Annotated in this window: 26 protein-coding genes and 1 pseudogene; 9 read left to right on the top strand and 18 right to left on the bottom strand. The window is 71.4% G+C overall.

The genetic code is table 11. From position 1 onward, the window contains the following. Window positions 1–3: 3 nt before the first annotated feature. Window positions 4–297: a co-chaperone GroES gene (groES, locus tag PD653B2_RS19010; protein ID WP_085874011.1), complete on the bottom strand. Its 294-nt coding sequence runs from the start codon at window positions 295–297 to the stop codon at window positions 4–6. Window positions 298–494: 197 nt separating this feature from the next. On the opposite strand from groES, the gene PD653B2_RS19005 reads away from it, so the two are divergent. Continuing rightward, complete coding sequence (locus tag PD653B2_RS19005; RefSeq protein ID WP_085873972.1) at window positions 495–1,670, top strand: class I SAM-dependent methyltransferase; 1,176 nt, start codon at window positions 495–497, stop codon at window positions 1,668–1,670. A gap of 61 nt (window positions 1,671–1,731) precedes the next feature. Here the strand turns inward: PD653B2_RS19005 and PD653B2_RS19000 are convergent, their stop codons facing one another. The 3 genes from PD653B2_RS19000 to PD653B2_RS18990 form a co-directional block, all read right to left on the bottom strand. Further along, window positions 1,732–2,328 carry a hypothetical protein gene (locus tag PD653B2_RS19000; RefSeq protein WP_085873971.1) on the bottom strand — a complete coding sequence of 199 codons (597 nt, stop codon included), beginning with the start codon at window positions 2,326–2,328 and terminating at the stop codon, window positions 1,732–1,734. A 148-nt stretch (window positions 2,329–2,476) separates the two neighbouring features. After that, window positions 2,477–3,082: an MBL fold metallo-hydrolase gene (locus PD653B2_RS18995; protein ID WP_414689172.1), complete on the bottom strand. Its 606-nt coding sequence runs from the start codon at window positions 3,080–3,082 to the stop codon at window positions 2,477–2,479. A 2-nt stretch (window positions 3,083–3,084) separates the two neighbouring features. Continuing rightward, complete coding sequence (locus tag PD653B2_RS18990) at window positions 3,085–4,182, bottom strand: S-(hydroxymethyl)mycothiol dehydrogenase (RefSeq protein WP_085874009.1); 1,098 nt, start codon at window positions 4,180–4,182, stop codon at window positions 3,085–3,087. 157 nt (window positions 4,183–4,339) lie between these two features. Between PD653B2_RS18990 and PD653B2_RS18985 the strand changes: the two genes are divergently transcribed. Together PD653B2_RS18985 and PD653B2_RS18980 are read left to right on the top strand one after the other, a co-directional pair. After that, window positions 4,340–4,882, top strand: coding sequence for a SigE family RNA polymerase sigma factor (locus tag PD653B2_RS18985; protein ID WP_085874007.1), 543 nt, complete (start codon window positions 4,340–4,342; stop codon window positions 4,880–4,882). After that, window positions 4,879–6,009: a hypothetical protein gene (locus tag PD653B2_RS18980; protein WP_085873969.1), complete on the top strand. Its 1,131-nt coding sequence runs from the start codon at window positions 4,879–4,881 to the stop codon at window positions 6,007–6,009. The genes PD653B2_RS18985 and PD653B2_RS18980 overlap by 4 nt, the downstream gene beginning before the upstream one ends. Before the next feature lie 23 nt (window positions 6,010–6,032). Here the strand turns inward: PD653B2_RS18980 and tsaD are convergent, their stop codons facing one another. Continuing rightward, window positions 6,033–7,085 (bottom strand): tRNA (adenosine(37)-N6)-threonylcarbamoyltransferase complex transferase subunit TsaD, encoded by a 1,053-nt coding sequence (tsaD, locus tag PD653B2_RS18975; RefSeq protein WP_085873968.1) that lies wholly within the window; start codon window positions 7,083–7,085, stop codon window positions 6,033–6,035. A 115-nt stretch (window positions 7,086–7,200) separates the two neighbouring features. Between tsaD and PD653B2_RS18970 the strand changes: the two genes are divergently transcribed. Further along, a complete protein-coding gene (locus PD653B2_RS18970) occupies window positions 7,201–8,862 on the top strand; it encodes an HAD family acid phosphatase (protein WP_085873967.1) in 1,662 nt (553 codons plus the stop codon). A gap of 10 nt (window positions 8,863–8,872) precedes the next feature. Here the strand turns inward: PD653B2_RS18970 and rimI are convergent, their stop codons facing one another. From rimI to PD653B2_RS18950, 4 genes are all read right to left on the bottom strand, one after another. Continuing rightward, window positions 8,873–9,337, bottom strand: coding sequence for a ribosomal protein S18-alanine N-acetyltransferase (gene rimI, locus PD653B2_RS18965; protein ID WP_085873966.1), 465 nt, complete (start codon window positions 9,335–9,337; stop codon window positions 8,873–8,875). Continuing rightward, the gene (gene tsaB / locus PD653B2_RS18960) at window positions 9,334–9,972 is read right to left on the bottom strand and encodes a tRNA (adenosine(37)-N6)-threonylcarbamoyltransferase complex dimerization subunit type 1 TsaB (RefSeq protein WP_085873965.1); all 639 of its coding nucleotides are present in this window, start codon (window positions 9,970–9,972) and stop codon (window positions 9,334–9,336) included. The genes rimI and tsaB overlap by 4 nt, the downstream gene beginning before the upstream one ends. Window positions 9,973–10,267: 295 nt before the next feature. Beyond that, window positions 10,268–10,918 carry a helix-turn-helix transcriptional regulator gene (locus PD653B2_RS25745; RefSeq protein ID WP_085873964.1) on the bottom strand — a complete coding sequence of 217 codons (651 nt, stop codon included), beginning with the start codon at window positions 10,916–10,918 and terminating at the stop codon, window positions 10,268–10,270. A gap of 122 nt (window positions 10,919–11,040) precedes the next feature. Then, on the bottom strand, window positions 11,041–12,123 hold the full coding sequence (locus PD653B2_RS18950) for a DNA polymerase domain-containing protein (RefSeq protein WP_085873963.1): 1,083 nt from the start codon (window positions 12,121–12,123) through the stop codon (window positions 11,041–11,043). Between the two features lie 138 nt (window positions 12,124–12,261). Between PD653B2_RS18950 and PD653B2_RS18945 the strand changes: the two genes are divergently transcribed. Next, the gene (locus PD653B2_RS18945; protein WP_085873962.1) at window positions 12,262–13,554 is read left to right on the top strand and encodes a hypothetical protein; all 1,293 of its coding nucleotides are present in this window, start codon (window positions 12,262–12,264) and stop codon (window positions 13,552–13,554) included. Window positions 13,555–13,561: 7 nt separating this feature from the next. On the opposite strand, the gene PD653B2_RS18940 is transcribed toward PD653B2_RS18945, so the two are convergent. From PD653B2_RS18940 to PD653B2_RS18930, 3 genes are read right to left on the bottom strand one after another with little or no spacing between them, the layout of a single operon-like run. Next, entirely contained in the window at window positions 13,562–13,855 is a 294-nt protein-coding gene (locus PD653B2_RS18940; protein ID WP_133058975.1) for a hypothetical protein, read from the bottom strand. Continuing rightward, window positions 13,852–15,060 (bottom strand): fatty acid desaturase family protein, encoded by a 1,209-nt coding sequence (locus PD653B2_RS18935; RefSeq protein ID WP_085873960.1) that lies wholly within the window; start codon window positions 15,058–15,060, stop codon window positions 13,852–13,854. Before PD653B2_RS18935 ends, PD653B2_RS18940 begins: the two co-directional genes overlap by 4 nt. 54 nt (window positions 15,061–15,114) lie before the next feature. Then, window positions 15,115–16,206, bottom strand: coding sequence for a ferredoxin reductase (locus PD653B2_RS18930; RefSeq protein ID WP_085873959.1), 1,092 nt, complete (start codon window positions 16,204–16,206; stop codon window positions 15,115–15,117). Window positions 16,207–16,355: 149 nt separating this feature from the next. On the opposite strand from PD653B2_RS18930, the gene msrB reads away from it, so the two are divergent. Beyond that, window positions 16,356–16,760 carry a peptide-methionine (R)-S-oxide reductase MsrB gene (gene msrB / locus PD653B2_RS18925; RefSeq protein WP_085873958.1) on the top strand — a complete coding sequence of 135 codons (405 nt, stop codon included), beginning with the start codon at window positions 16,356–16,358 and terminating at the stop codon, window positions 16,758–16,760. 36 nt (window positions 16,761–16,796) lie between these two features. On the opposite strand, the gene PD653B2_RS18920 is transcribed toward msrB, so the two are convergent. Genes PD653B2_RS18920 through hemG form a run of 3 tightly spaced genes read right to left on the bottom strand, consistent with a single transcriptional unit; the run spans window position 16,797 to window position 19,544 of the window. Continuing rightward, complete coding sequence (locus PD653B2_RS18920) at window positions 16,797–17,414, bottom strand: hypothetical protein (protein WP_133058976.1); 618 nt, start codon at window positions 17,412–17,414, stop codon at window positions 16,797–16,799. A gap of 55 nt (window positions 17,415–17,469) precedes the next feature. After that, complete coding sequence (gene hemQ / locus PD653B2_RS18915; RefSeq protein ID WP_085873956.1) at window positions 17,470–18,168, bottom strand: hydrogen peroxide-dependent heme synthase; 699 nt, start codon at window positions 18,166–18,168, stop codon at window positions 17,470–17,472. A gap of 32 nt (window positions 18,169–18,200) precedes the next feature. Continuing rightward, the gene (hemG, locus tag PD653B2_RS18910) at window positions 18,201–19,544 is read right to left on the bottom strand and encodes a protoporphyrinogen oxidase (protein WP_085873955.1); all 1,344 of its coding nucleotides are present in this window, start codon (window positions 19,542–19,544) and stop codon (window positions 18,201–18,203) included. A gap of 80 nt (window positions 19,545–19,624) precedes the next feature. Here hemG and PD653B2_RS18905 point away from each other — a divergent pair, with 80 nt between their 5' ends. Then, window positions 19,625–20,575, top strand: coding sequence for a DUF4349 domain-containing protein (locus PD653B2_RS18905; protein WP_085873954.1), 951 nt, complete (start codon window positions 19,625–19,627; stop codon window positions 20,573–20,575). Here the strand turns inward: PD653B2_RS18905 and hemE are convergent. Next, window positions 20,572–21,600 carry a uroporphyrinogen decarboxylase gene (gene hemE, locus PD653B2_RS18900; protein ID WP_085873953.1) on the bottom strand — a complete coding sequence of 343 codons (1,029 nt, stop codon included), beginning with the start codon at window positions 21,598–21,600 and terminating at the stop codon, window positions 20,572–20,574. The genes PD653B2_RS18905 and hemE overlap by 4 nt on opposite strands. Window positions 21,601–21,670: 70 nt before the next feature. Here hemE and PD653B2_RS18895 point away from each other — a divergent pair, with 70 nt between their 5' ends. Together PD653B2_RS18895 and PD653B2_RS18890 are read left to right on the top strand one after the other, a co-directional pair. Further along, entirely contained in the window at window positions 21,671–22,309 is a 639-nt protein-coding gene (locus tag PD653B2_RS18895) for a DUF3000 domain-containing protein (protein ID WP_085873952.1), read from the top strand. A gap of 5 nt (window positions 22,310–22,314) precedes the next feature. Beyond that, window positions 22,315–23,643 (top strand): HRDC domain-containing protein, encoded by a 1,329-nt coding sequence (locus PD653B2_RS18890; protein WP_207559372.1) that lies wholly within the window; start codon window positions 22,315–22,317, stop codon window positions 23,641–23,643. 203 nt (window positions 23,644–23,846) lie between these two features. Here the strand turns inward: PD653B2_RS18890 and PD653B2_RS26085 are convergent. Then, window positions 23,847–24,293 (bottom strand): annotated as a pseudogene (locus PD653B2_RS26085) (GNAT family N-acetyltransferase); the annotation flags it as partial. Window positions 24,294–24,360: 67 nt separating this feature from the next. Continuing rightward, on the bottom strand, window positions 24,361–24,589 hold a 229-nt coding region (locus PD653B2_RS25415; RefSeq protein WP_207568282.1), incomplete at its 5' end, for an HNH endonuclease signature motif containing protein.

The raw sequence follows: 24,589 nt of genomic DNA, 5'->3' as shown, positions 1-24,589 counted from the left end.
AGATCAGGAAACGACGGCGAGGACGTCGCGAGCGGAGAGGATGAGGTACTCCTCGCCGCCGTACTTGACCTCGGTGCCGCCGTACTTGCTGTAGATGACCTTGTCGCCGACGGCGACGTCGAGCGGGACCCGGTTGCCGTTGTCGTCGATACGTCCCGGACCGGTCGCCACGACCTCGCCCTCCTGGGGCTTCTCCTTGGCGGTGTCCGGGATGACCAGGCCGGAAGCCGTGGTCTGCTCAGCCTCGAGGGGCTTCACGACGATGCGGTCCTCGAGGGGCTTGATGTTGACCGACACGATGTCGACCTCCACTTTCTGGCACTTCGATGCGGTGGGTGTTGCACGTCTGGTGCCTGCCGTCGTCCGGAACGCCGTCGCGGGGGTCGAACCGGGGAGAGCAAGCGCTGGCACACTCCCGAGGAGAGTGCCAGAACTGACGTTAGCACTCTGGCCAATGGAGTGCCAGGGACGGGGTCGACTGACAGGATCAGCGGGTGGATCTCGACGCGTTCCGATGGCTGCTCACCGACGACGGCCAGCGGCTGCTGGCCCGAGCGATGGACGTGGCCGGCGACGACCCGCTGCGCGCGCAGACCGCGCTGCGCCGTACGGCGGACGCCGAGCAGGTCGCCGCCGCGCTCACCCAGGCCACGTTGCGCCGCAAGGCGGTCGCCAAGTTCGGTGAGTACGCCGAGCGGATGTACTTCACCCCGGACGGCCTGGAGCAGGCCACCCGGCTCCGCGTCGCCGAGCACCGGGCCGCCCGCCTGGTGGCCTCCTCGGCGAGCACCCTCATCGACCTCGGTTGTGGGATCGGCGGCGACCTACTCGCCGGGGCCCGCGCCGGCCTGACCTGCGCCGGCGTCGACCTGGACCCGGTCCGGGTCGCGGTCGCGGCGGCCAACCTGGCCGCACTCGACCTGCCCGGCGCCGTCAGCGTCGCCGACGCGACGACGGTCGACCCGTCGGGGTTCGACGTCGCCTTCGCCGACCCGGCCCGCCGGACCGGACGCGGCCGTTCCTTCGACGTGGACGACTGGACCCCGCCGTGGCCGTTCGTCGAGCGGCTGCTGACCCGTGACTCCTGCGTGAAGGTCGCGCCCGGCATCCCCCACGGACTGGTCCCCGACGGCGTGGAGGCCGAGTGGGTCAGCGACCACGGCGAGGTGAAGGAGGCCGCGCTCTGGTCGGGCCGGCTGGCCACGACCGCGCGGCGCGCGACCGTCATCGGCGACGGCGGGCTCGCGACGCTCACCGACGACGACGCTCCACCGCTCGGGGAGCGGGGAGTCGAGGTCCGGCCGGTCGGTGGCTTCCTCTACGAGCCGGACGGCGCCGTGATCCGCGCCGGACTGGTGACCGCGGTCGCGGCCGGTGTCGGCGGCGGCCTGGTCGACGAGCACATCGCCTACGTGACCTCCGACGAGTCGTTCCGCACGCCGTTCGCCCGCGGCTACCAGGTGCTCGACGAGCTGCCGTACCGCGAGAAGGCGCTGCGGGCCGCGCTCCGCGAGCGCGGCATCGGCAGCCTCACGATCAAGAAGCGCGGCGTGGACATCGTGCCCGAGGAGCTGCGCAAGCGGCTCGCCCTGGTCGGTGACGACGAGGCCACGATCGTGCTGACCCGGGTCGCGGGCCGGGGCACGGTCCTGCTGGTCCGGCCGTTCTGAGCCGGAACGCACAACTCCCGGGAGCCCTTGCGGACGCCCGGGAGAAGCGGGGTGGTGGTGATCAGGCCATCTGGTGGACCGGCTTGCTGGCGGTGGCCTCGGCGCTGCCGGCGACCCGGCGAGCGTGCCAGATGCCCAAGCCGAACAGGACCAGGAGGATGGCCGCTCCGACGAAGGACCCGATGGCTGCGATGCCGGCGATGGTGCCCATCGTGGCGAACGCGTAGCCGTAGAGGAGCAGACCGCGGAGGGTGTTGCCCATGAACAGCGTCTGGCGCAGGCCGCCGAGCGCCTGACCCTCTTCGGACGCCTTCTGCTCGCCGGTCATGGCGATGTACTCGCCGCTGACGTCTTCGTAGGTGCGGTCGCCGCTGGCCTCGTTCATGTGCACGAGGATGTAGTGGTCGGCGAACGCCTTGGCCTCGGAGCCGGTGTCGAGCACGCTGCCGCCGTACGGCTTGAGGGCGTTGGCGTCGGCCTCGGGGAGACCCGTGAGAGCGTCGCCTTCGGGCATCGTGATGCCCTGCATCGTCAGCTGGTCGTGCACCTGGTTGTCGATGAAGACGTTGGCCCACGTGAGCAGGCCGCCCGCCATGAGCAGGACGGCGGCCAGAGCCAGGCCCGTCCACGAGATCAACTTGTCGAATGCAGAACGCATCGGTGACTCCTAGTTCGGGGCGGATCGTTCCGCCGTCTCTTGATGTCACCGACGCTATTTGCTGGCGCTCCGGTCGATCAGTGCCGGAGTCCCCCGGTCGGGGGGACTTTCGGTCCTCGTCGGCGGGACCTCCGTTCGAACGCCGCTCTCAGGCTCCGAGTGCCGCCTTCTCGGCACCGATCGTGGTGTCGTCGCCGTGCCCGGTGTGGACGACGGTGTCGTCGGGCAGCTCGAACAGCCGTGCCCGGATCGAGGCCTTGATCAGGTCCTCGTCGGAGAACGACCGCCCGGTCGCCCCGGGACCGCCCTGGAAGAGGGTGTCGCCGGTGAAGACCGCGCCGAGGGCAGGGGCGTAGAAGCAGACCGCCCCCGGGGCGTGGCCCGGCGTGTGCAGCACCCGCAGCGTCGTCCCGGCGACCTCGATGTCGAGCCCGTCGGCCAGGTCCAGATCCCACAGGTGGTCGGTGTGCGTCAGCTCCCACAGCGGCTGGTCGGCCGGGTGCAGCATGATCGGCGCGACGACTGCCTCCCGCAGCGCCGGCGCGACCCGCACGTGGTCGTCGTGGGCGTGGGTCAGCAGGATCGCCTTGACCTTGCGGTCCCCCACCAGGGCGAGGATGTCGGACACGCTGTGCGGGGCGTCGATCACCACGCACTCGGTGTCGTCGCCGATGACCCAGATGTTGTTGTCGACGTCGAAGGTCTCCCCGTCGAGGCTGAAGGTGCCGGACGAGACGGCATGGTCCACGCGCACGCTCACAGGATCACGACCGAGCGCAGGACGTCGCCGTGGTGCATCTTCTCGAACGCCGCCTCGACGTCGCCGATGCCGATCTCCTCGGTCACGAACGCGTCCAGGTCGAGCCGGCCCTGCTGGTAGAGGTCGACCAGCATCGGGAAGTCGCGGCTCGGCAGGCAGTCGCCGTACCAGCTGGACTTGAGCGAGCCGCCGCGGCCGAAGACGTCGATCAGCGGGATGTCGGGCAGCTTCATGTCGGGCGTGGGCACGCCGACCAGGACGACCGTGCCGGCGAGGTCGCGGGCGTAGAAAGCCTGCTTCCACGTCTCCGGGCGTCCGACCGCCTCGATCACGACGTCGGCGCCGAAGCCGCCGGTGAGCTCCTGGATCGCCTCGACCGGGTCGACCTTCGACGAGTCGACCGTGTGGGTGGCACCCATCTTCATCGCCTGCTCGAGCTTCTTGGGGTCGATGTCGACCGCAATGATCGTGGACGCGCCGGCAAGGGCGGAGCCCGCGATCGCCGCGACACCCACCCCGCCGCAGCCGATGACCGCGACCGACTTGCCGCGGGTGACCGCGCCGGTGTTGATCGCCGCGCCGATCCCGGCCATCACGCCGCAGCCCAGCAGGCCGACGGCCGCGGCGCGAGCCGACGGGTCGACCTTCGTGCACTGGCCGGCCGCGACCAGGGTCTTCTCCGCGAAGGCCCCGATCCCGAGCGCCGCGCTCAGCTCGGTGCCGGCGTCCGGCCCCTCGGCGAGCGTCATCTTCTGGGTCGCGTTGTGGGTCGCGAAGCAGTACCACGGCTCGCCGCGGTCACACGCCCGGCAGTTCCCACACACGGCGCGCCAGTTCAGGACCACGAAGTCGCCCGGCGCCACCGACGTCACGTCCGGCCCGACGGCCTCGACCACGCCCGCCGCCTCGTGGCCCAGCAGGAACGGGAAGTCGTCGTTGATGCCGCCCTCGCGGTAGTGCAGGTCGGTGTGGCAGACCCCGCAGGCCTGCACCTGGACGACCGCCTCACCCGGACCCGGGTCGGGCACGTTGATCGTGGTGACCTCGACGGGCTGTCCCTTGCCGCGGGCGACCACGGCCTTGACCTGCTGCATGCTGTTCCTCTCCTCGTACATCTGGTGGACCCAGCCAACCGTACGAGGCACTCGCACGTCGAACGCACGCGAGAACCCCCAGAATGAACCGGCATTGCAACCATCTCGACGACAGTCGCGTCTTGGTCGTGTGCTGACGGACGAGCGGGGAGTGACGATGACGGACCGGGACGCCGACTTCACGGCGTACCTGCAGGCCCGCCAGGCCAGGCTGCTGCGGACCGCCTACCTGCTGACCGGCGACCAGCACCAGGCCGAGGACCTGCTGCAGACCTCGCTCGCCAAGCTCTACCTGGCCTGGGACAAGGTCCACGACCGCGGGTCCGTGGACTCCTACGTCCGGCGGATCATGGTCAACGAGAACAACTCGCTGTGGCGCCGCGGCTGGAAGAAGCGCGAGTTCGCCACCGACGAGGTGCCCGAGGGCAGACCGGTCCACGACCGGTACGACGAGGGACTCGGTGCCGCGGTCTGGGACGTCGTGCAGACGCTGCCGCGCAAGGCCCGCGCCGTCGTGGTGCTGCGCTACTACGAGCAGCTGAGCGAGGCCGAGACCGCCGACACCCTCGGCATCTCCGTCGGCACCGTGAAGTCCCAGACCAGCCGCGCGCTGGCCGCCCTGCGACAGCGCACACCGGTCGAGCTGAGCCCCAGCCATCGAGAGGGCCATCGCGAGAGCGACCGGGAGGAGGAGCGATGAACGACGAAACCCTGCTGAGCACGGAGCTGAGCCGCCGCGCAGAGGACGTCCTCGCGCCTCCGCTGTCCTTCGAGAGCGTCCGCGGACGAGCCGACGCGATCCGCCGTCGTCGCCGCGGCGGAGCCGCGGCCGTCGCGGCGGTCGTCGCGCTGGCCGTCATCGTGCCGACGGTCCTCTCCGGAGGCTCGGGCGGCTCCGACGGCATCGAACCGGCGCCGGCGCCGCCGACCGCGCCCGGGTCCTCGGTGCTCCACGACGGCACCCTGACGCTGCCCGACGGCGAGACGGTGCCGGTCGACGTCGACAACGCCGACGTCTCCCAGGTGGGCGTGCTGACCGACGGCCGGATCGTGGTCGCGATGATGGACCCGACCGCCGTGCGCGTCTACGGGCCCGACGGCTCCCTCGAGGAGCAGTACCCGGTGGAGACCAACGCCATCACCATGAGTGCCGCGGACGATGCGGTCGCCTGGGTCGCCGAGGACCTCTCCGTGCGGGTGCTGGCGAGCGGAGTCGCCGAGCCGGCGACCTTGCCCGGCATCCCGATGCCAGGCCAGGCCTCCGGGGGCATCGACGCCGTGCTCGATCCCCAGCACCTGCTCGTCGGCGACCACACCACGACCACGGGCCTCCTCACCGCCGACGGCGTGGCCGACCTGACCACCAGCGAACCGTTCCGGGTCATCGACGTCAGCCCCGGCGGCGACCTGTGGTCGGTCGCGTTCGTGCCGACGGTCGACCACGAGCAGTACGGCTGCTCCGGCCTCTACGACCCGGAGGCCGACGAGGTGGTCGCGCAGCGCTGCGACACGCCGGGCCTGCGGTTCTCCCCGGACGGCAAGCACCTGCTGAGCCTGGCCGGCGACAACAACATGTACGGCGAGGCGACGACGTTCGACCTCGACCTGCAGCCGGCGGGGACCTTCGCCCCGGAGGGCGAGACCGTCGTGGTCAGCCGCGCCGGATGGGCAGATCCGACGCACCTGGTGGTCGGGGTGACCGACTGGCAGACGGGCCGGTGGTCGCTCGTCCGGGTCGGCCTCGACGGCAGCGACCCCGAGGTCGTGGTGCCGGAGGGTCCGGGCCGCAACCCCGAGACGATCGCCGAGTTCGTCGTCTCGGAGTAGCCGACAGCGCCGAGCCGCGCGCCTCAGACGAGGACGCTGGTCACCGGCAGCGACGAGTCGGCCGGGAGGTCGAGCGCCGAGGGCGTACGACCGCGCGCGACCATCTCCGCACCGAGTGCGGCGACCATCGCGCCATTGTCGGTGCACAGCCCGGGACGCGGCACCCGCACCCGGATGCCCTTGGCGGCGGCACGCTCCTCGGCCATCGCCCGGAGCCGGGAGTTCGCGGCCACGCCGCCGCCGATCAGGATGTCCTCGATGCCCTCGCTGACCGCGGCGTCGATCGCCTTGCGGGTGAGCACGTCGCAGACCGCCTCCTGGAACGACGCCGCGACGTCGGCGACCGGCACCGGCTCGCCCGAGCGCTCGCGCGCCTCGACCCAGCGCGCGACCGCGGTCTTGAGCCCCGAGAACGAGAAGTCGAAGCGGTGCCGCTCGAGGTCCCGGCGCGCGGTCAGGCCGCGCGGGAAGTCGACGTAGACGCTGCTGCCCTCGCGGGCGACCCGGTCGATGTGGGGGCCGCCGGGGAACGGCAGGCCGAGCAGCCGGGCGACCTTGTCGAAGGCCTCGCCCGCGGCGTCGTCGATGGTCGCACCCATCGGCTCGACCCCGACGGTCACGTCCTCGACGCGGAGCAGGCTGGAGTGGCCGCCGCTGACCAGCATCGCCAGGCAGGGCTCGGGCAGCGGACCGTGCTCGAGCTGGTCGACCGCGACATGGGAGGCGAGGTGGTTGACGCCGTAGATCGGCTTGCCGAGCCCGATCGCCAGCGCCTTGGCCGCGGCAACGCCGACCATCAGCGCCCCGGCCAGTCCCGGCCCGCTGGTCACCGCGATCGCGTCGACGTCGCTGAGGCGGATGCCCGCGGTCTCGGCGGCCCGCTCGAGGGTCGGCACCATGGCCTCGAGGTGCGCCCGGCTGGCGACCTCGGGCACGACACCGCCGAAGCGCGCGTGCTCGTCGACACTGCTCGCGATCGCGTCCGCGAGCAGGGTGTGGCCGCGCACGACTCCGACGCCGGTCTCGTCGCACGACGTCTCGATGCCGAGGATCAGGGGCTCGTTCACGGTAGCCATTGTGCCGACCGCGCGTAGGCCGCCGGGGTGACCCCCGGCAACGGCCTTCCGCAGCACCGGGTCGCGGGGTTAGGTTGACGCGGTCAACCACCGCACTCACCCCTCGGAGAAACACATGCGAATCTCGGGACGCCTCGGCGTGCGGGTGCTCGTCGCCACCTCGGCCATCGCTCTCCTCGTCGGATCCGCCGCGTCCGCGGACGCGCGCACCGTCGACGACTCCACCCTCACCCCGCACACGCACTTCGTGCTGCAGCCGCTCAACCCGGACGGCAGCACGCCCACCCCGGCGGCGAAGGGTGACTCCATCCCGAACATCGACTCGGTGAAGGCGACCATCCGGAAGTACTACAACGCCACCAGTGCCGGCATCGCCGACAAGAACAGCTCGCCCTACATCACCGAGATGCAAGGCCTCGAGCAGGCGATCCTGAGCCAGCTGCCCGACCCCGCACCCGCACCGAACCTGGCCGTCGTCCTCGACGCCGACGACACCACGCTCTGGACCTACGACATGGAGGACGGGGCGATGCACTTCAACTTCGACCCCACGATCCAGAACGACGACTGGGTGGTCCCCGGCAAGTTCCCGGCCACGCCGGGCATGGTCGACTTCGTCAACGAGGTCCAGGACCGCGGCTACGACGTCTACGGCCTCACCGGTCGCAGCGCCAGCCAGGAGCAGGCGACCCTCGACAACCTCACCAAGGTGGGCTACGACGAGTTCGACGCCGACAACTTCTTCACGAAGTTCGACGCCACCTCGCCGAAGCCGGACTACCTCGACTGCCACACCAGCGTCGACCCCGCGGACGACCCGGCCAAGTGCACGACGGTCGAGTACAAGGCGGGGACCCGCGCCTACATCGAGTCGACCGGCGAGACGATCGTCCTCAACATCGGCGACCAGTACTCCGACCTCCAGGGCGGGCACGCGCTGAACACCGTGAAGCTGCCGAACCCGACGTACTACCTGCCCAGCCCCAACGTCCAGGGCGCTCCGGCCGGCGACGCCGACCTCGCGCTGCCGACCGAGTTCGACATGGCGGCCGACGGCTCCAGCGGTCTCACGACTCCCGGTGACGAGATCCCGAACATCGACAACGACAAGGCCGCGATCCGCGCGTACTACGGCGCCACCAGCGGCATCGCGAACAAGGACGCCTCGCCGTACGTCACCCAGATGTCGACCATCGCGAAGAAGTGGAAGCAGAGGCTCACGAACATCTGCACCACGGGCGTGAAGAAGAAGCAGCACCCGGCCGTCGTCTTCGACGCCGACGACACGACCCTGATGACCTACGACATGGAGGACGGGGCGATGAAGTTCAACTTCGACCCGACCCTCCAGAACACCTGGGTGCAGGAAGGCCGCTTCCCGGCCACCTCGAAGATGCCCGGCGTCGTCAACGCGGCCGCCAAGGCGGGCTGCAAGATCGTCGGCCTGACCGGTCGCAACAACGCCCAGCGCGTCGCGACGCTCGACAACCTGGCGCGGTACTACCACGACGCGAACGGCAACCCGCTCTTCAAGTCGGCGTTCTACTTCACCAAGTGGACCAGCACCGACACCCCGCCGGCGTACGTCGACTGCGGGCTCGACGGCAACACGTCGTCCTGCTCGACGATCGACTACAAGGGGTCGACCCGCAAGCACGTCGAGGACAAGCTGGGACTGCACATCGTCGCCAACTTCGGCGACCAGTACAGCGACCTGATCGGCGGCTCGTCCGACCGGGCCGTGAAGCTGCCCAACCCGACGTACTACCTGCCGTGAACCGGCCGCACTAGCCGCCTGCGCCGCAGCCTCGCGCGAGGCTGCGGCGCAGGACCACGGCCGTGGTGCCGTCGCGGTAGTAGCGGCGGCGCCGGTCGATCTCGATGAAGTCCCGGGCGGCGTAGAACGCCAGCGCCCCGGCGTTGTCCTCGCGCACCTCCAGCAGCAGCCGGTCGGCGGCGCCCTGCTGGGCGGCCCCGACGACGGCGTCGAGCAGCGCGCTGGCCAGCCCCGTACGACGGTGTGCGGGATCGACCGCGATCCGCTGCAGCTCCGCGATGTCGCCGACGATGCTGGCCGTCGCGTGACCGACGACCTGTCCGCCGACTTCGGCGACCAGGTAGGTGATCGTCGGCAGGTTGCCGGTGACGCCTTCGCGCACGAGGCCTTCCGACCAGGCGTCCACACCGAGGTTGTCGAGCTCGAGGTCGGCGATCGCCTCGACGTCGTCCGGCGTCGCCGGGCGGATGGTCACGAGACGCGCTTGGGGGCGTGCGCCGCCTCCGCGTCCGGACGCCGGAGGTAGAGCGGCTCGGGGTCGCACAGCTCGGCCCGCTCCTCGGCCACCACCCGGGCCAGCCACCCGGCGCTCGGCGCTGCCGGGCCGGCACGGTGCGGGAAGGCGTCGGGATAGAGGACGCCACCCTCGCCGACCACGACGTCGTCGGTCGCGAGCGTCGCGGGCTTGTCGACGACCGGCCCCTCGAGGCGGTGGCCGCGCTCGTCGTAGCGTCCGAGGTAGACCTCCTTGCGGCGCGCGTCGGTCGCGACCACGAACTCGGTGGAGACGGCGCCCGTGTCGGCCGCCTCGACCGCGAGCACGTCGAGCGAGCACACGCCGTACACCGGGATCTCGAGGACGAAGGCCAACGTCCGGGCCGTGACCAGCCCGACCCGCAGGCCGGTGAACGGTCCCGGTCCGACGCCCACCGCGATCGCGGTGAGGTCCTGGCGCACGATCCCCGCCTGGGCCATCGCCTGCTCGATCAGCGGGGCGAGCTGCTCCGCGTGCTTCATCGGCCGCTCGGCCCTCAGCTCGACGACGACGTCCTCGCCGTCGTGGAGAGCGACGGTGACATGGGGGGTGGCGGTGTCGAAGGCGAGGAGCACGCGCCGAATCTAACGCGTTGCCGAACCCTTGCTGTCTTGTGGATCTCGTGTGGCCCGGTTGTGGAGATCGGCGCCCTAGTGTTCTGGATGTCGGCAGGAAACACGGCCGGCACCGGAAGCCCCGGAACTGGGGGGTAACAGGGCATCCGGTCGACATGAGAACCGACGGTCGCGGGACGTGGGGATCCGCGGGCCCTGGGGGGAGTGCCATCGGTCGGTTCCGGAGGGCCCGTTCCGCGCGCTTGGCTTCGGCCATGAAGGCGGGACGGGCCCTCTCTTCATTTGCTGCCCGGCGCTACTGGCCGCCCGCGTGATCGCCGGACGGGAAGCCGTGCTCCACGCCCCAGGCGGTGGCCTGGGTCCGGCTGTGGATGCCGATCTTGCGGTACACCGACCGGATGACGCTCTTGACGGTGTTGATGCTCAGGTAGAGCTCGGCCGCAATATCGTCGTTGGACTGTCCGCTCACGATCAGGGCGAGCACGGACTGCTCGCGCGGCGACAGGTTGATGTCGCGACCGAGCTGGCGCCGGCGGTCCGCCTGGTTGTCGAGGTCGGTCTGCGAGCCGTCCTCGAGGCGACCGGCGGCGAAGTCCTCGATCGCGACGACCAGGTCGAGCGCGTCGGAGCCGAAGGGCACCGAGGCGACCGCCCCCATGCCGAGGGCGCGGGCGGTCAGGCCGGGCTGCAGCTCCCGGGACAGCGCGAGCACGCGGCCCGGGTGCCGCTTGATCGCGAGCTCGAGGTCCTCTCCCGTGCCGTCGTGCAGGCCGAACACGTCGTACAGGACCAGGTCGGCCCGGGGCAGCTCGTCGGGCGGGATCAGCAGCACGCGTTCGACGTACGGCTCGAGGAGCCGGTGTACGCCGGCGATCACGATCGGATGCTCGCTGAGGAGGGTGGTGCGCACGGGGCGCGGCCCGCTGGGCACGGGCAGTCCGGACATGGGGTCATCACCTCGTCCACGGGTTGCTCTGGCAACGTTCAACCGTCGCAATTCCCCGCGATACCGCTCCCAAAACGCGGCAACACCCACCCCGATGGGTGATTTGCCCCGTCGCCCCGGTGTCAGTCGTCGATGCGGTTGCCGTCCGCGTCCCAGTGCGCCTCGACCTTCTTGCTCGGCTGCACGCGCGGGGGCTCGCCCGGCATCTTCGGGTAGTCGGGCGGGAAGTTCAGCTCGCCGCCGGGCAGCTCCTCCCAGAGCCTCAGCAGCGGCTCGAGGGAGTGTGCCGTGTCGTCGATGGTCGCCCACGGGTCGCCGTCCGCGAGGCGCTCAGGCACCGTGAAGAGGTTGTAGTGGCGCGGGTCGGTGACGCCGGCCAGCTCGTCCCAGGTCACCGGTGTGGAGACCGGCGCGCCGGGCAAGGGGCGCAGCGAGTACGCCGAGGCGATCGTCCGGTCGCGGTTGTTCTGGTTGTAGTCGACGAAGACCCGCTGCCCGCGCTCCTCCTTCCACCACTCGACGGTCACGCCGTCGTCGCGGCGGGCCAGCTCGCGACCGAAGCCGATCGCGGCGTGCCGCAGGTCGGTGAACTCCCACTCCGGCTTGATCCGCACGAAGATGTGCACGCCCCGGTTGCCCGAGGTCTTCGGGTAGCCGGTGATGCCGAGCTCCTCGAGCAGCTCGCGGGCGACGCCGGCCACGCGTACGGCGTCACCGAACGTCGTGCCCGGCTGGGGGTCGAGGTCGATGCGCAGCTCGTCGGGGTGGTCCACGTCATCGCGGCGCACCGGCCACGGATGGAAGACGAGCGTGCCCATGTGGGCGCACCAGACCGGCACGGCGATCTCGGTCGGGCAGATCTCGTCCGCCGTACGCCCGGACGGGAAGGTCACCTGGACGGTCTCGACGTAGTCGGGAGCGCCCTTCGGCACCCGCTTCTGGTAGAACGCGTCGGCGTCCTTGTCCTGCGGACCGGTCGCCAGCCGCATCCCCTCGCGGACCCCGGAGGTCCAGCGCTCGAGAGCCGTCGGCCGGTCGCGCAGCGCGCGCATCAGCCCGTCGTCAACGCTCGCGAAGTACTCCGCGACCATCAGCTTGGTCACCTCGGGCGTGCTGTCGGTGGCCTCGTAGATCACCCGGTCGGGGCTGGAGACGCGGACCGCGCGACCGCCGGCGTCGACCTCGACGGCTGACGTCTTCGGCATCGGTCAGATCGCCCGGACGCGGTTGTTGCGCGGGTGGTGCGTGGTCAGCTGCCAGGGGTCGTCGCCGGTTCTGTCCATGGGCCCACGCTAGCCGGAGGTTAGAGTCATGGTCCGGATCCGACTCGGAAGGACCCCCGCGTGCGACGCCTCCCGCTGGCGGCGATGCTCGTCCTCGCCGTCCCCCTCCTCGCCGCCCTCCCGGCGGAGGCCGCTCCCGAGGCGACCTGCCAGGGACAGCCCGCCACCATCGTCGGCGAGCCGGGCGGGACCGTCACGGGGACCGACGGTCCCGACGTGATCGTGACCAACGGTGCCGCCCACACCGACGCCGGCGCCGGTGACGACCTCGTGTGCATCACCGACGCCGGCGAACGCCGTCCCGACGTGTGGGCCGGGGCGGGCGACGACTCCGTCGTCGACACGTCCGCCAGGAGCCCCCACGTCCTCCTCGGTGCTGGCGACGACGACTTCCGCGGGCTGACCGAGGAGAGCGTCACCGTCGACGCCGGTGACAGAGACGGGATCGGGCACGACGTCATCGACAGCCTGGGCGGCTGGGACAACGTGACCTCCGGCGTGCCCGAGAAGCCCAACGACGACGTCATCCACCTGGGCGGCGCCAACGACTACCTCCACCTGCGCGGCCTGCCCACCGGCCAGGTCGACGGCGGAGACGGCAGTGACCTCGTCACACTCCAGGACAGTCGGCCCGCGGCCTGGGTGATCGACCTGGCGACCGGCGGGAGCACGGTCGACGGAGCTCCGATCGACGTCACCGGCTTCGAGCGGTACTCCATCGCTCGCCTGGCCTGGTCGTCGTTCGACTTCACCGGCAGCGAGGGCGGCGACCACCTGGTCACCACCCTCCACGATGGCACCGGCGGGACCGGGCAGCTCACCGCGCGGATGGGCGGCGGCATCGACAGCCTGGTCGTCTCGACCGCGATGTCGGGCCCGTACTCGGGCGGCGCCGGGAGCGACCACCTCACCGTCCTCCCGACCACGGACGGGCAGACCCTCGGACCGGCCTTCGCGGTCGATCTCGAGCGGGGCCGGTACGCCGAGGCAGGGCGCCCGGGGGTGCGGATCTCGGAGTGGGAGGCCTTCGGCGCCGAGCGCTTCCGGTCCGTCGAGATGGTCGGGTCCCCCCGTGCAGATGATCTCTCCACCCGCAGCTGCCGCGGCGTCATCGCGGGTGGCGCCGGGGCCGACGGGATCTCGATGGTGCGCCCGGCCATCTGCCCCCGCCCCGAACGTCATCCTTCGGTGTTCCGCGCCCGGGGCGAGCGCGGCGATGACGTCCTCCATGGCAGCCGGCGCAACGACCGCCTCGTCGGCGGTCCCGGCACCGACTACGCCTGGGGATCGACGGGGCGAGACGTCTGCCTCGCCGAGACCACCGACAGTTGCGAGCGCTCGCGCGCCGAGTGAGGCTGGGTCAGAGCAGCGAGTTCGGCTGGAAGGTGGGACTCTGGTCGAGGTCCTCCTTCGCCGGCCGCACGAACTCGAAGCCGGCCGTCGTCACGACCCGGTGGTCGTCGTCGAGCAACGAGCCCGTGCACTCGAGGTGCAGCGGCGGGAGGTGGAAGGCGTTGCGGCCCACCTCCTCCGCCGTACCCACGAACGCGATCGGGCGCCCGAGCGGACGCGAGCACACCCCGCAGATGCGGCTCAGCGCGCACTGCGTGACCCACTTGCGGTCCAGCATGCCCACCCTGGTCGCCGTACTCATGCGGTCTTGCTCCGGTAGTAGCCACCCGTCTCGGCACGACGGGACGGTCGCTCGGCATCCGTGCGCCGGGTGCGGTCGATCGACGGCGACGGCGGCTCCGGCTGGTCGGAGGACGTCATCGAGTTCGGCAGCGAGAGCTTCATGATCGTGCGCAGCGCCTGGCCGTACTGGTGGTGCAGCGGGCCGGTGGTGTACGGGATGTCGTACTTGTCGCAGAGCGCGCGGACCTTCTCGGCGATCTCCGGGTAGCGGTTGCTCGGCAGGTCGGGGAAGAGGTGGTGCTCGATCTGGAAGCCGAGGCTGCCGGAGAGGATGTGCAGCAGCCGGCCACCCTCGAAGTTCGCCGAGCCGAGCATCTGGCGCAGGTACCACTCCGCGCGAGTCTCGTCCTCGAGCTCCTCCTCGGTGAAGTGCAGCGCACCGTCGGGGAAGTGCCCGCAGAAGATGATCATGTAGGACCACAGGTTGCGGGCCAGGTTGGCCGTCGCGTTGGCCTTGAGCGTCGACTTCCACTGCTTCCCGCTCAGCGCCGGGTAGACGACGTAGTCCTTGATGATCTGGTTGCGGCCCTTGCGCCCGATCTGGCGCAGCTGCCGCTTCATCTCGACCGGGTCCTTCTTGCCCTTGCGGATCGCCTCGAGGTCGAGGTCGTGGAGCGCGACGCCCCACTGGAAGAGGCCGGCGAGCAGCGCGTTGTAGACCGGCTGGCCCAGGTAGACGGGGTGCCACTTCTGCTCGCGCGCCATCCGCAGCACGCCGTACCCGATGTCGTTGTCGTGGCCCAGCACGTTGGTGAACTGGTGGTGGATGTAGTTGTGCGAGTGCTTCCACTGCTCAGCCGGCTGAGCGGTGTCCCACTCCCAGTTCGACGAGTGGATCTCGGGGTCGTTCATCCAGTCCCACTGGCCGTGCATGACGTTGTGGCCGATCTCCATGTTCTCGAGGATCTTCGCGACACCGAGCATCGCTGCCCCCGCGAGCCACGCGGGCTTGCGCGTCTTCTTCGACTGGAGACCGGCCATCAGGGTGACCCGCCCGGCAGCCGCGAGGCCGCGCTGGACCGCGATCATCCGGTTGATGTACGCCGCGTCCTTGTCGCAGCGCGACTCCTCGATCTCGGCGCGGATGGCGTCGAGCTCGCGTCCGAGCTGCTCGACCTCCTCCTCGCTGAGGTGGGTGTACTCCTTCACGTCGGAGATAGCCATGGGAATCCTTTCGGTGATCGAACGGCCGCGAGCTTGCGAGCGGCGTATCGAGAATCAGATGTCGAAGGTGCAGGCGCCGACCGGGACGGTCACGCAGGTCTGCACCTGTTCGTTGGGCTGGTCGAACTCGTCGCCGTTGCGCAGGTCGCGGATCCTGCCCTCGACCAGGGTGAGCGTGCACGTGTGGCAGATGCCCATGCGGCAGCCGAACGGCATGCCGACGCCGGCCTCCTCGCCCGCCTCGAGCACGGTCGTCGCGCCGTCGGCCTCCGCGGTCTTGCCGGAGGTGCGGAACGTGATCGTGCCGCCCTCGCCGCCGTCGCCGTCGAGCTTGAGCGAGAACCGCTCCAGGTGCAGCCGCTCCTCGAGGCCGGCCGACTCGAAGTGCTCGTCGATCGCGTCCAGCATCGGGCCCGGGCCGCAGGCCCAGGTCTCCCGCTCACGCCAGTCGGGGCAGATCCGGTCCAGGTCGGCCAGCTCGAGCATCCCGTCGATGTCGGTGTGCAGCCGGTGGACGGTGAGCCCGTCGTGCCGCTCCTCGAGGGCAGCGAGCTCGTCGCGGAAGATCATCCGGTCCTCGGTCGGCGACGAGTAGTGCATGACGACGTCCGGCATCGCCCTGCCGTTGCTCTCGGCGCGCCGGTCCATGGTGCGGAGCATCGCCATCACCGGGGTGACGCCGCTGCCGCCGACGAGGAACAGCATCTTCGCCGGGGGCGGGTCGGGGAGCACGAAGTCGCCCTCGGGCAGCGCCAGCCGCACGATGGTGCCCGGCTCGAGGCCGTTGACCAGGTGGGCGGAGAGCTTGCCCTCCGGCATGGCCCGGACGGTGATCGCGATGGTCCGGCCCCGTCGCCGCGGCGGCGAGCTGACCGAGTACGAGCGCCACTGGAACTTGCCGTTGACCTGGACGCCGATCCCGACGTACTGGCCCGGGCGGTGGTCGTAGCGCCAGCCCCAGCCCGGCCGGATGACCAGGGTGGCTGCGTCGTCGGTCTCCGAGATGACCGACTCGACCCGGCCGCGCAGCTCGCGCTGGCTCCAGAGCGGGTTCAGCAGCCGGAGGTAGTCGTCGGGATGCAGCGGGGTCGTCAGCTTCGATCCGGCGTCTCGGATCCGGTCCCACGCGATCGTGCTGGAGGCCATCGGCTCCCCTGTCGTCGACTGGTTGGCGGCAGTTTCAGTGAACACATGTTTACCGAAATCCTCAACCCCTGAACGGGTGTATCAGTGGTCACATCGGTACCCCCGGCGACCGGCCCGAATCCCTTGGCTGGACCACTACCGTGGGGGGCATGCCCTACAACGTGGAGAAGACCGACGAGGAGTGGCGCAAGGAGCTCTCCCCCGAGGAGTACGCCGTCCTGCGCCAGGCCGGCACCGAGCGCGCCTTCGTGGGCGAGTACACCGACACCGAGACCACCGGCGTCTACCGCTGCAAGGCCTGCCAGGCCAAGCTCTTCGAGTCGGACACGAAGTTCCACTCGGGCTGCGGGTGGCCGTCGTTCTACCAGCCGCTGTCGGACACGATCGAGTACATCGAGGACGTCTCCCACGGGATGAAGCGGGTCGAGGTGCGCTGCGCCAACTGCGGCTCGCACCTCGGGCACGTGTTCCCCGACGGCTACGGCACGCCCACCGGCGATCGCTACTGCATCAACTCGATCAGCCTCACCCTCGAAGCTGCTGACCCGAAGTAGACCGCTCGGGCCATCGTTGCCACCCGATCCGCCAGGTCAGACCGCGCGGTCGAGGAGCATCGGGCTGACCACGACGACGCCGTCGCCGTAGGTCTCGTCGGCCCAGTCCTGGAGCGAGCCGTCGTCGTAGGTGACGTCGACCAGCACGTGACCCCGGTCGGCGTACGCGCCCTGGGCTCCGGGCAGCGTGCCGACCTCCTCGGCGATCTGCTCGAGCTCGGCCCTGCTGTGCTCCACGCTGGGCGCGGGGTAGGTCGGCTCCGGCGTCGGCATGGGGTCGTAGAGCGGACCTGGGACGGCGTTCTCGAAGCCGAACGTCGTCCCGTCCCACGTGCCGGAGACCATGAACTGGCCCCACCTGACGCTGCCCTGCGATTCGTACATCTGCTTGTGGTCCGACCAGTCCCAGCCGTCGATCGGCGGGCCGCTGCACTGGGGCGGATAGGACTCGGCCACCGGGCCGAGGCACAGCTCGGGCGAGCCGCCGGCGTCCATCACGGTCACCAGCCCGCGGGTGTCGACGACGCCGGGTGCGGCCGGCACGTCCGTCGGCATGGCCGCGGGCGGGCTCGGGTGGCCGCCCGGGTCGACCGCGGTCGACCCGTCGTCCGATCCGCAGGCGACGAGGATCGCCGCGAGGAACAGGGCACCCACGGCCGGCAGTCTCTTCATGCCGGTCAGACGTGCCCGGCACATCGCGGGTTCCGGGCTACGGCAGCCGGTCGACCAGCTCGGCGATGCCGACCAGGGCGCCGGTGTAGAACGGCACCTCCTCGCGGACGTGACGGCGGGCCTCGGAGCCGCGCAGGTGACGCATCAGGTCGACGATCCGGTGCAGCTCGTCGGCCTCGAAGGCGAGGATCCACTCGTAGTCGCCGAGCGAGAAGCTGGCGACGGTGTTGGCCCGCACGTCGGCGTAGTCGCGGGCCATCTTGCCGTGGTCGGCGAGCATCCGGCGGCGCTCGGAGTCCTCGAGGAGGTACCACTCGTAGGACCGCACGAACGGGTAGACGCTGACGTGCTTCTTCGGGTCCTCGTCGCTGAGGAACGCCGGCACGTGGCTCTTGTTGAACTCCGCCGGGCGGTGCAGCGCCATCTGCGACCAGACCGGCGCGAGACGGCGACCGAACGTCGTACGCCGGAAGCGGTTGTAGGCGTCCTGGAGCTCCTCGGACGTGGTCGCGTGCCACCACACCATCAGGTCGGCGTCGGCGCGGATGCCGCTGACGTCGTACACGCCGCGGACGACGATGTCGGCCTCGGCGAGCTCGGCGAAGAGCTTCTCGACCTCGGCGCCCTCGCTGGCGCGGTCGGCGTCACCGAGGGTGTCGTCGAGCCGGAACACCGACCACATCGTGTAGCGGATGGTGTCGTTGATCTCGCGGGCCTTCTGCGCCTTGCTGCTCATGGCTCCATTGTGGCGCGGGCTCGGTCGCGGCCCTACCCCGCCTCTCGGGCGGCCCGGTGGGCGGAGGCGATCACGGCCGGGATGCCGACGCCGTCGTACGCCGCTCCGCAGACCGCGAGCCCGGGCACGGCGGACACGGCGGCGCGGATGCGGGCGACCCGGTCGAGGTGGCCGACGGCGTACTGCGGCAGGCCGCCGCCCCAGCGCTGCACGTGGGTGTCGACCGGGACGGCCGTGAGGCCGATGGCAGCGGCGAGGTCGTCGCGCGACCAGGCGACCAGCTCGTCGTCGGTGGCCTGGAGCGCCGTCTCCTCGCCGTACCTGCCGAGCGAGGTGCGCAGGAAGAGCAGGCCGTCGCCCGCCTCGCGGACCCAGCCCCACTTGGCGAACGAGAACGTCGACGCCTTGATCCGACGGCCGTCGACGGGCGGGACCAGGAAGCCGGACGACGTGTCGTCGAGGCCGGCCGACCCCGCGTCGAACGCGAAGGTCACGACCACCATCGAGGCGGACTCGACCCCGGCGAGCTCGGTGGCGGCGACGGGCGAGACCGCGCCCAGCAGCCGGGCCGTGGGTGCCGCGGGGGTGGCGAGGACGACGGCATCGGCCGTGACGACCTCGGGAGCGGTCGTCGGCCCGATGGTGAGCGAGAAGCCGGTCGTGGTGCGGGCGAGCTCGCGCACGGTCGCGCCGGTGCGGACCACGAGCCCGGACGCCAGCACCTCCGGCAGCCGCCCCATGCCGCCGGGGATGCCGGCGAAGACGGGCCGGTCATACGTCGTGGGGATCGCCGCCGCCTGCTCCAGCACCGAGCCGCGCTGCGCGAAGGCCACCAGCTGCGGCACCGCGGCGCGTGCCGAGATCAGCCGCGCGTGGCCGGCGTACACACCCCCCAGCAACGGCTCGACCAGCCGGTCGGTGACCTCGGGCCCGAAGCGCCGGTCCACGAGCGCCCCGACCGAGATGTCGCCGTCGATCTCCTCGGCGGGCAGCGACACCTCGCGGCGGACCCGCTCCAGACCGTCCGCCGACAGCACCCCCGACGACGCGAGCTGCGCGAGGTCGAGCGGCACGCCCATCAGGGAGCGCGGCAGCGGACGCAGTGCGTCGCGGGTCCAGATCCGCGAGGACGCCACGACCGGGTGCTCGACCGGGAGGTCGAGCGACCGGGCCAGGTCGACGCCCTCGGGACGCCGGTTGAGCATCGCCTCCGCACCGACGTCGACGGTGACGCCGGCGACCGGGGTGCGGTGCAGCTTGCCGCCGACGCGGGCCGACGACTCGAGCAGGAGGACGTCGTGGCCGGCGGCGACCAGGTCGCGGGCGGCGGTCAGGCCCGCGAGGCCGCCCCCGACCACCACGACGCGCTTGCCCACGCCCCCACTGTCCCAGACGTGAGGACCGGGCCGCGACGGCGGGCGGGAACCGGAACCGTGGGGGTCGCGTCCCAGATGGCATGAAGCTCACGCCGGCCCGCGCCTTCGCCCCCGCAGTCCTCGCCCTCGCCCTCGCCGCCGGTGCCGGGTGCAGCGCCGGTGGCGGCAGCGCAGACTCGAGCTCGGTGGCCGGATCGGTCGCCGGCGACGCGCCGGCAGCGGCCCAGGCACCCGCTCCCGCGATGGACGCCCTGACCGACGACTACAGCGTGGCCGACTCGAGCTCGGTGCGGAACGGCGCGCAGTCGGTCGCCACCAAGCCGAACCCGCTCGTCGACGACCGGGCGCTGATCCGGCACGGCAACGTCGCACTGCGGGCCGACGACGTCGGCAAGGCGCAGTTCGAGGTCCAGCAGGTCGTGGACACGTACGCCGGCCAGGTCACCGAGGAGAAGACGACCACCGACGACGACGGGCACCCGGCGTACACGCGCATGGTGCTGCGGATCCCGGCCGACGACTTCCCGAAGGCGATGGAGGACCTCAAGGGGATCGACGTCGCCGAGCTCGAGTCCGCGAACACCACCGAGGACGACGTCACCACCAAGGTCATCGACACCCAGAGCCGGCTGAAGACGCAGCGGCGCAGCATCGACCGGATCACGGTGCTCTTCGACCGGGCCGAGAGCATCCGCGACATCATGGCGATCGAGGCCCAGCTGTCCCGCCGCCAGGCCGAGCTCGACTCGCTCGAGCGCCAGGCGGCCTACCTCGGCAGCCAGACCTCCATGGCGACGATCGTCGTGAGCGTCGACCAGATCCCCGAGAAGAAGACTGCTCCTCCGAAGGAGGACAAGGCCGGCTTCCTCACCGGGCTCTCTGCCGGCTGGCACGGGCTCACCACGTTCGCCGTCGCGCTCGCCACCGTCGTCGGTGCGCTGCTGCCGTGGCTCATCGTGGTCGCGATCGTCGGCCCGCCGCTGCTGCTCCTGGTCCGCGCGCTCCGCCGCCGGCGCCCCTCGGCGACCTAGAGCCGGTAGCCCTGCACGAACTCGGTCAGCCGGGCGAGCTGGTCGGGGTCGGTCGACGGGATGACCCCGTGCCCGAGGTTGAAGATGTGGCCCTTGGCCGACCGGCCGGCCTCGATGACCTCGGCGGCGCGGGCGGTCATCACGTCGGTGGGGGCGAAGACCAGGGTCGGGTCGAGGTTGCCCTGGACGGCGCGGTCACCGACCAGCGGGATCGCGTTGCCGAGGGGGGTGCGCCAGTCGACGCCGACCACGTCGGCTCCGGCCTCGCCCATCAGGCCGAGCAGGTTCGCCGTACCGACGCCGAAGTGGATGCGGGGCACGCCGAGGGCGCCGGCCCGCTCGAGCACGCGGGCGGAGTGAGGCATGACGAAGTCGCGGTAGTCGGCCGGGGTCAGTGCGCCGGCCCAGGAGTCGAAGAGCTGGACGGCCGACGCACCCGCACCGACCTGCACCTCGAGGTAGGCCGCCGAGATGCCGGCGATCTTGCGCATCAGGGCGTCCCAGACGTCGGGGGCGCCGAACATCATCGCCTTGGTCTTCGCGTGCTCCTTGGAGGGACCGCCCTCGACGAGGTACGACGCCACCGTGAACGGCGCGCCGGCGAAGCCGATGAGCGGGGTGCCGCCGAGTTCGCCGACCAGGCCGCGGACGGCCTCGGTGATGAACGGCACGTGCTCGGGCGTCAGGTCGGGGATCGCCTCGACGTCGGCGAGCGTGCGCACCGGCTGCGCGACGACCGGGCCCACGCCGGGCCGGATGTCGAGGTCGACACCGACCGCCTTGAGCGGCAGCACGATGTCGGAGAAGAAGATGGCCGCGTCGACGCCGTAGCGGCGCACCGGCTGGAGGGTGATCTCCACCACGAGCTCGGGATCCATGCACGACTCGAGCATCCCGACGCCCTCGCGGAGCTTGAGGTACTCGGGCAGGGAGCGGCCCGCCTGGCGCATGAACCAGACCGGCGTGTGCGGGACCGGCTCGCCCCGGGCGGCCTTCAGGAAGGCGCTGTCACGGAGGTCGTCCATGAGCGAAGCCTCGCAGGTCACCCGGCGTGTTCGCACATCGGGATCGCGGGGTCCGACTTACTGTGAACACATGGTCGTCGGTCAGGAGGCGCACCCCGGAGCGGGTGCGGGCACCACCCCCCCGGAGTTCCGGGACGCGGTGGCGACGATGCACGGCGCCCGCTTGCGCCCGGAGATCTTTTGCGAGGAGATGCCGGCGCCCCAGCGGATCGCGCCGTACGCCTCCGCGCTGTCGGCCGACGTGACCGTCGACGACACAGACCTGGGCACCGGCCGGATCATCCTGCTGCACGACCCCGCCGGCAACGACGCCTGGGACGGCACCTTCCGGTGCGTGGCCTACGCCCGCGCCGAGATCGACCTGGAGCTGATCACCGACCCGATGCTGGCCGCGGTCGGCTGGTCGTGGCTGACCGAGGCGCTCGACGCCCACGGAGCGTCGTACGTCGCGTCCTCGGGCACCGTCACCCGGGTCGCGACCGAGAGCTTCGGCGGCATGGCCGACGAGGGCGGCACCGCCCAGATCGAGATCCGGGCCTCCTGGACGCCGGTCGCCCCGGACGACGCGCCCGACCTCGCCCCGCTCGACCTGGCGCCGCACGTCGAGGCCTGGGGTGAGCTGCTGTGCACGGCGGTCGGGCTGCCGCCGGTGCCCGAGGGGGTCGCCGTGATGCCGAGTCGCCGCGGGCAGCGGGGCTCGGGACACTGAGCACGATGCCCGCACACGAGACCGAGCCCGACCAGACGCCCGACGAGACCCAGGAGTCCGCTCCGGAGGCGGTGCCCGAGCCGCCGCTGCTGACGCTGCGCGACGGGCTGCCGCCCATCATCGACACCCCGGCCGGGCTGGCCGAGGTGTGCGCCGGTCTCGCCGCCGGCACGGGTCCCGTCGCGATCGACGCCGAACGCGCCTCCGGCTACCGCTACTCGTCGCGCGCCTACCTCATCCAGCTGCGCCGCGAGGGCTCCACGACCTACCTCGTCGACCCGATCGCCTTCGACTCCCTGGACCCACTCCAGCAGGTGCTCGAGGGCACCGAGTGGATCCTGCACGCCGCCACCCAGGACCTGCCGTGCCTCAACGAGGTCGGGCTCTACCCGTCGGCGCTGTTCGACACCGAGCTCGCCGGGCGGCTGCTGGGCTACCCCCGGGTCGGGCTGGCCACGCTGGTCGAGACGCTCCTCGGCTTCCGACTCGCCAAGGAGCACTCCGCCGTCGACTGGTCGACGCGCCCGCTGCCCGGACCGTGGCTGGAGTACGCCGCGCTCGACGTGGAGGTGCTCGTCGAACTGCGCGAGGTGCTCGGCGCCGAGCTCGAGCAGTCCGGCAAGGCCGAGTGGGCGCGCCAGGAGTTCGACGCCCTGCGCTCCTTCGAGCAGACGGCCCGAGTCGACGCGTGGCGTCGTACGTCGGGGCTGCACCGGGTCCGCGGCCGCCGGGCCCTCGGCGCCGTACGTGCCCTGTGGGAGACCCGCGACGAGATCGCCGAGCAGCGTGACGTGACGCCGGGCCGGATCATCCCGGACGCCGCGATCATCGCCGCGGCCCAGGCGCTGCCCACCGACCGCACCGCGCTGCTCGCGACCAAGGGCTTCCACGGGCGGGGCGCCGAGCGTTACGCCAACCGCTGGATCGCCGCGCTGACCGAGGCCGCCGAGATGGACGAGGCCGACCTGCCGACCCGCTCCCCGCGCGGTGACGGTCCGCCGCTCCCCCGCGCCTGGGCCGAGAAGGACCCGACCGCCGCCCGCCGACTGGCGCTCGCCCGGGTGCAGATGACGAAGCTCGCCGAGCAGCACGGGCTGCCGGTCGAGAACGTGCTCACCCCCGACTACCTGCGGCGCACGCTGTGGACCCCGCCGAAGTCCCGCGACCCGGAGACCCTCGCGCCGGCCGTCGCGGAACAGCTCGCGGGCTACGGCGCGCGACCCTGGCAGGTCGAGCTGACCACCCCGCTCCTCGTCGATGCGATCCTCGCCGCCGACGAGGTGCCCGTCGACGACCTCCCGGCCGACGAGGTCTCCGAGCCCGACGTCAGCTGACCCCACTCTGGGAACGCCACGCGTCCCACCGACCTGGACCGGCGGTCGCGACATCCCGAGCTGCGGCGTCCCGCGCGGCTCCCAGCGGGCGAAGGGTCACACATGGGGATGCCGGCTAGAGCAGCCTCGTAGCGAAGAGTGTCGTCCCGTGGACCGCGTCCACCTCCGTGCGTTCGGTCTCGGTGAACGACCTTGGCCAGCACCCGGCGAGAAGCGGTGTTCCACTCCCAAACCGTCGCCCAGAGACGCTCGACGCCGGACGATCTCGCCCAGTCGACCACCGCCCACGAGGCCTCCGTGGCATATCCCCGACCCCAGGCACGGCGCAGCAGCTCGAACGCCAGCTCCGGTTCCCCTCTTGCTCCTCGACCGGAGTCGACCAGCCCGCAGTAGCCGATGACGTCGCGGGCGTCCTTCCGCTCGACTGCCAGCAGCCCGAACGGCGACGGCCGGCTGGAGCGGATCGACTCCTCGAGGTCTGCGACCGTCGGGTGCCCATGGACGTCGATATGCCGGTGCGGCGGCACCCGTGGATCGCGTTCGGTCCACAGCTCACGCTGGACCACGGCCTCGGCGACCCGCCAGGGCCTGAGGAGCAGGCAATCCGTCTCGAGGACCACCGCACCGCCGGGAGCTGGCCCACCTGCCATGACAGCGACACTCTCACAGCAGGGCGTGGGAGTGGCCCCGTCGGCGGTGGCCGGCGGGGTCGGGTGGTCAGGTATGTCGTGGGTGGGTGAGGTCGTTGACGTGGACGTGACCCAAGGGGCTGGTCCAGCGGAAGGTGCGTGCTGCGGTGCGCTGGTAGGTCCACCCACCGTGGGTCTTGAGCCGGTGGTGGTGGCGGCACAACGGGGCGAGGTTGCAGGAGCAGGTCGGACCACCCTGGTCGTAGCCGATGATGTGGTCGGCGTCGCAGGACGGTGAGGGTCGGGTGCAGTGCGGG

The sequence above is a fragment of the Nocardioides sp. PD653-B2 genome (assembly GCF_002117935.1).
Classification (GTDB): domain Bacteria; phylum Actinomycetota; class Actinomycetes; order Propionibacteriales; family Nocardioidaceae; genus Nocardioides.
Note: the sequence above shows the minus strand (reverse complement) of the source record. Positions and strands in the feature narration are given on the sequence as shown.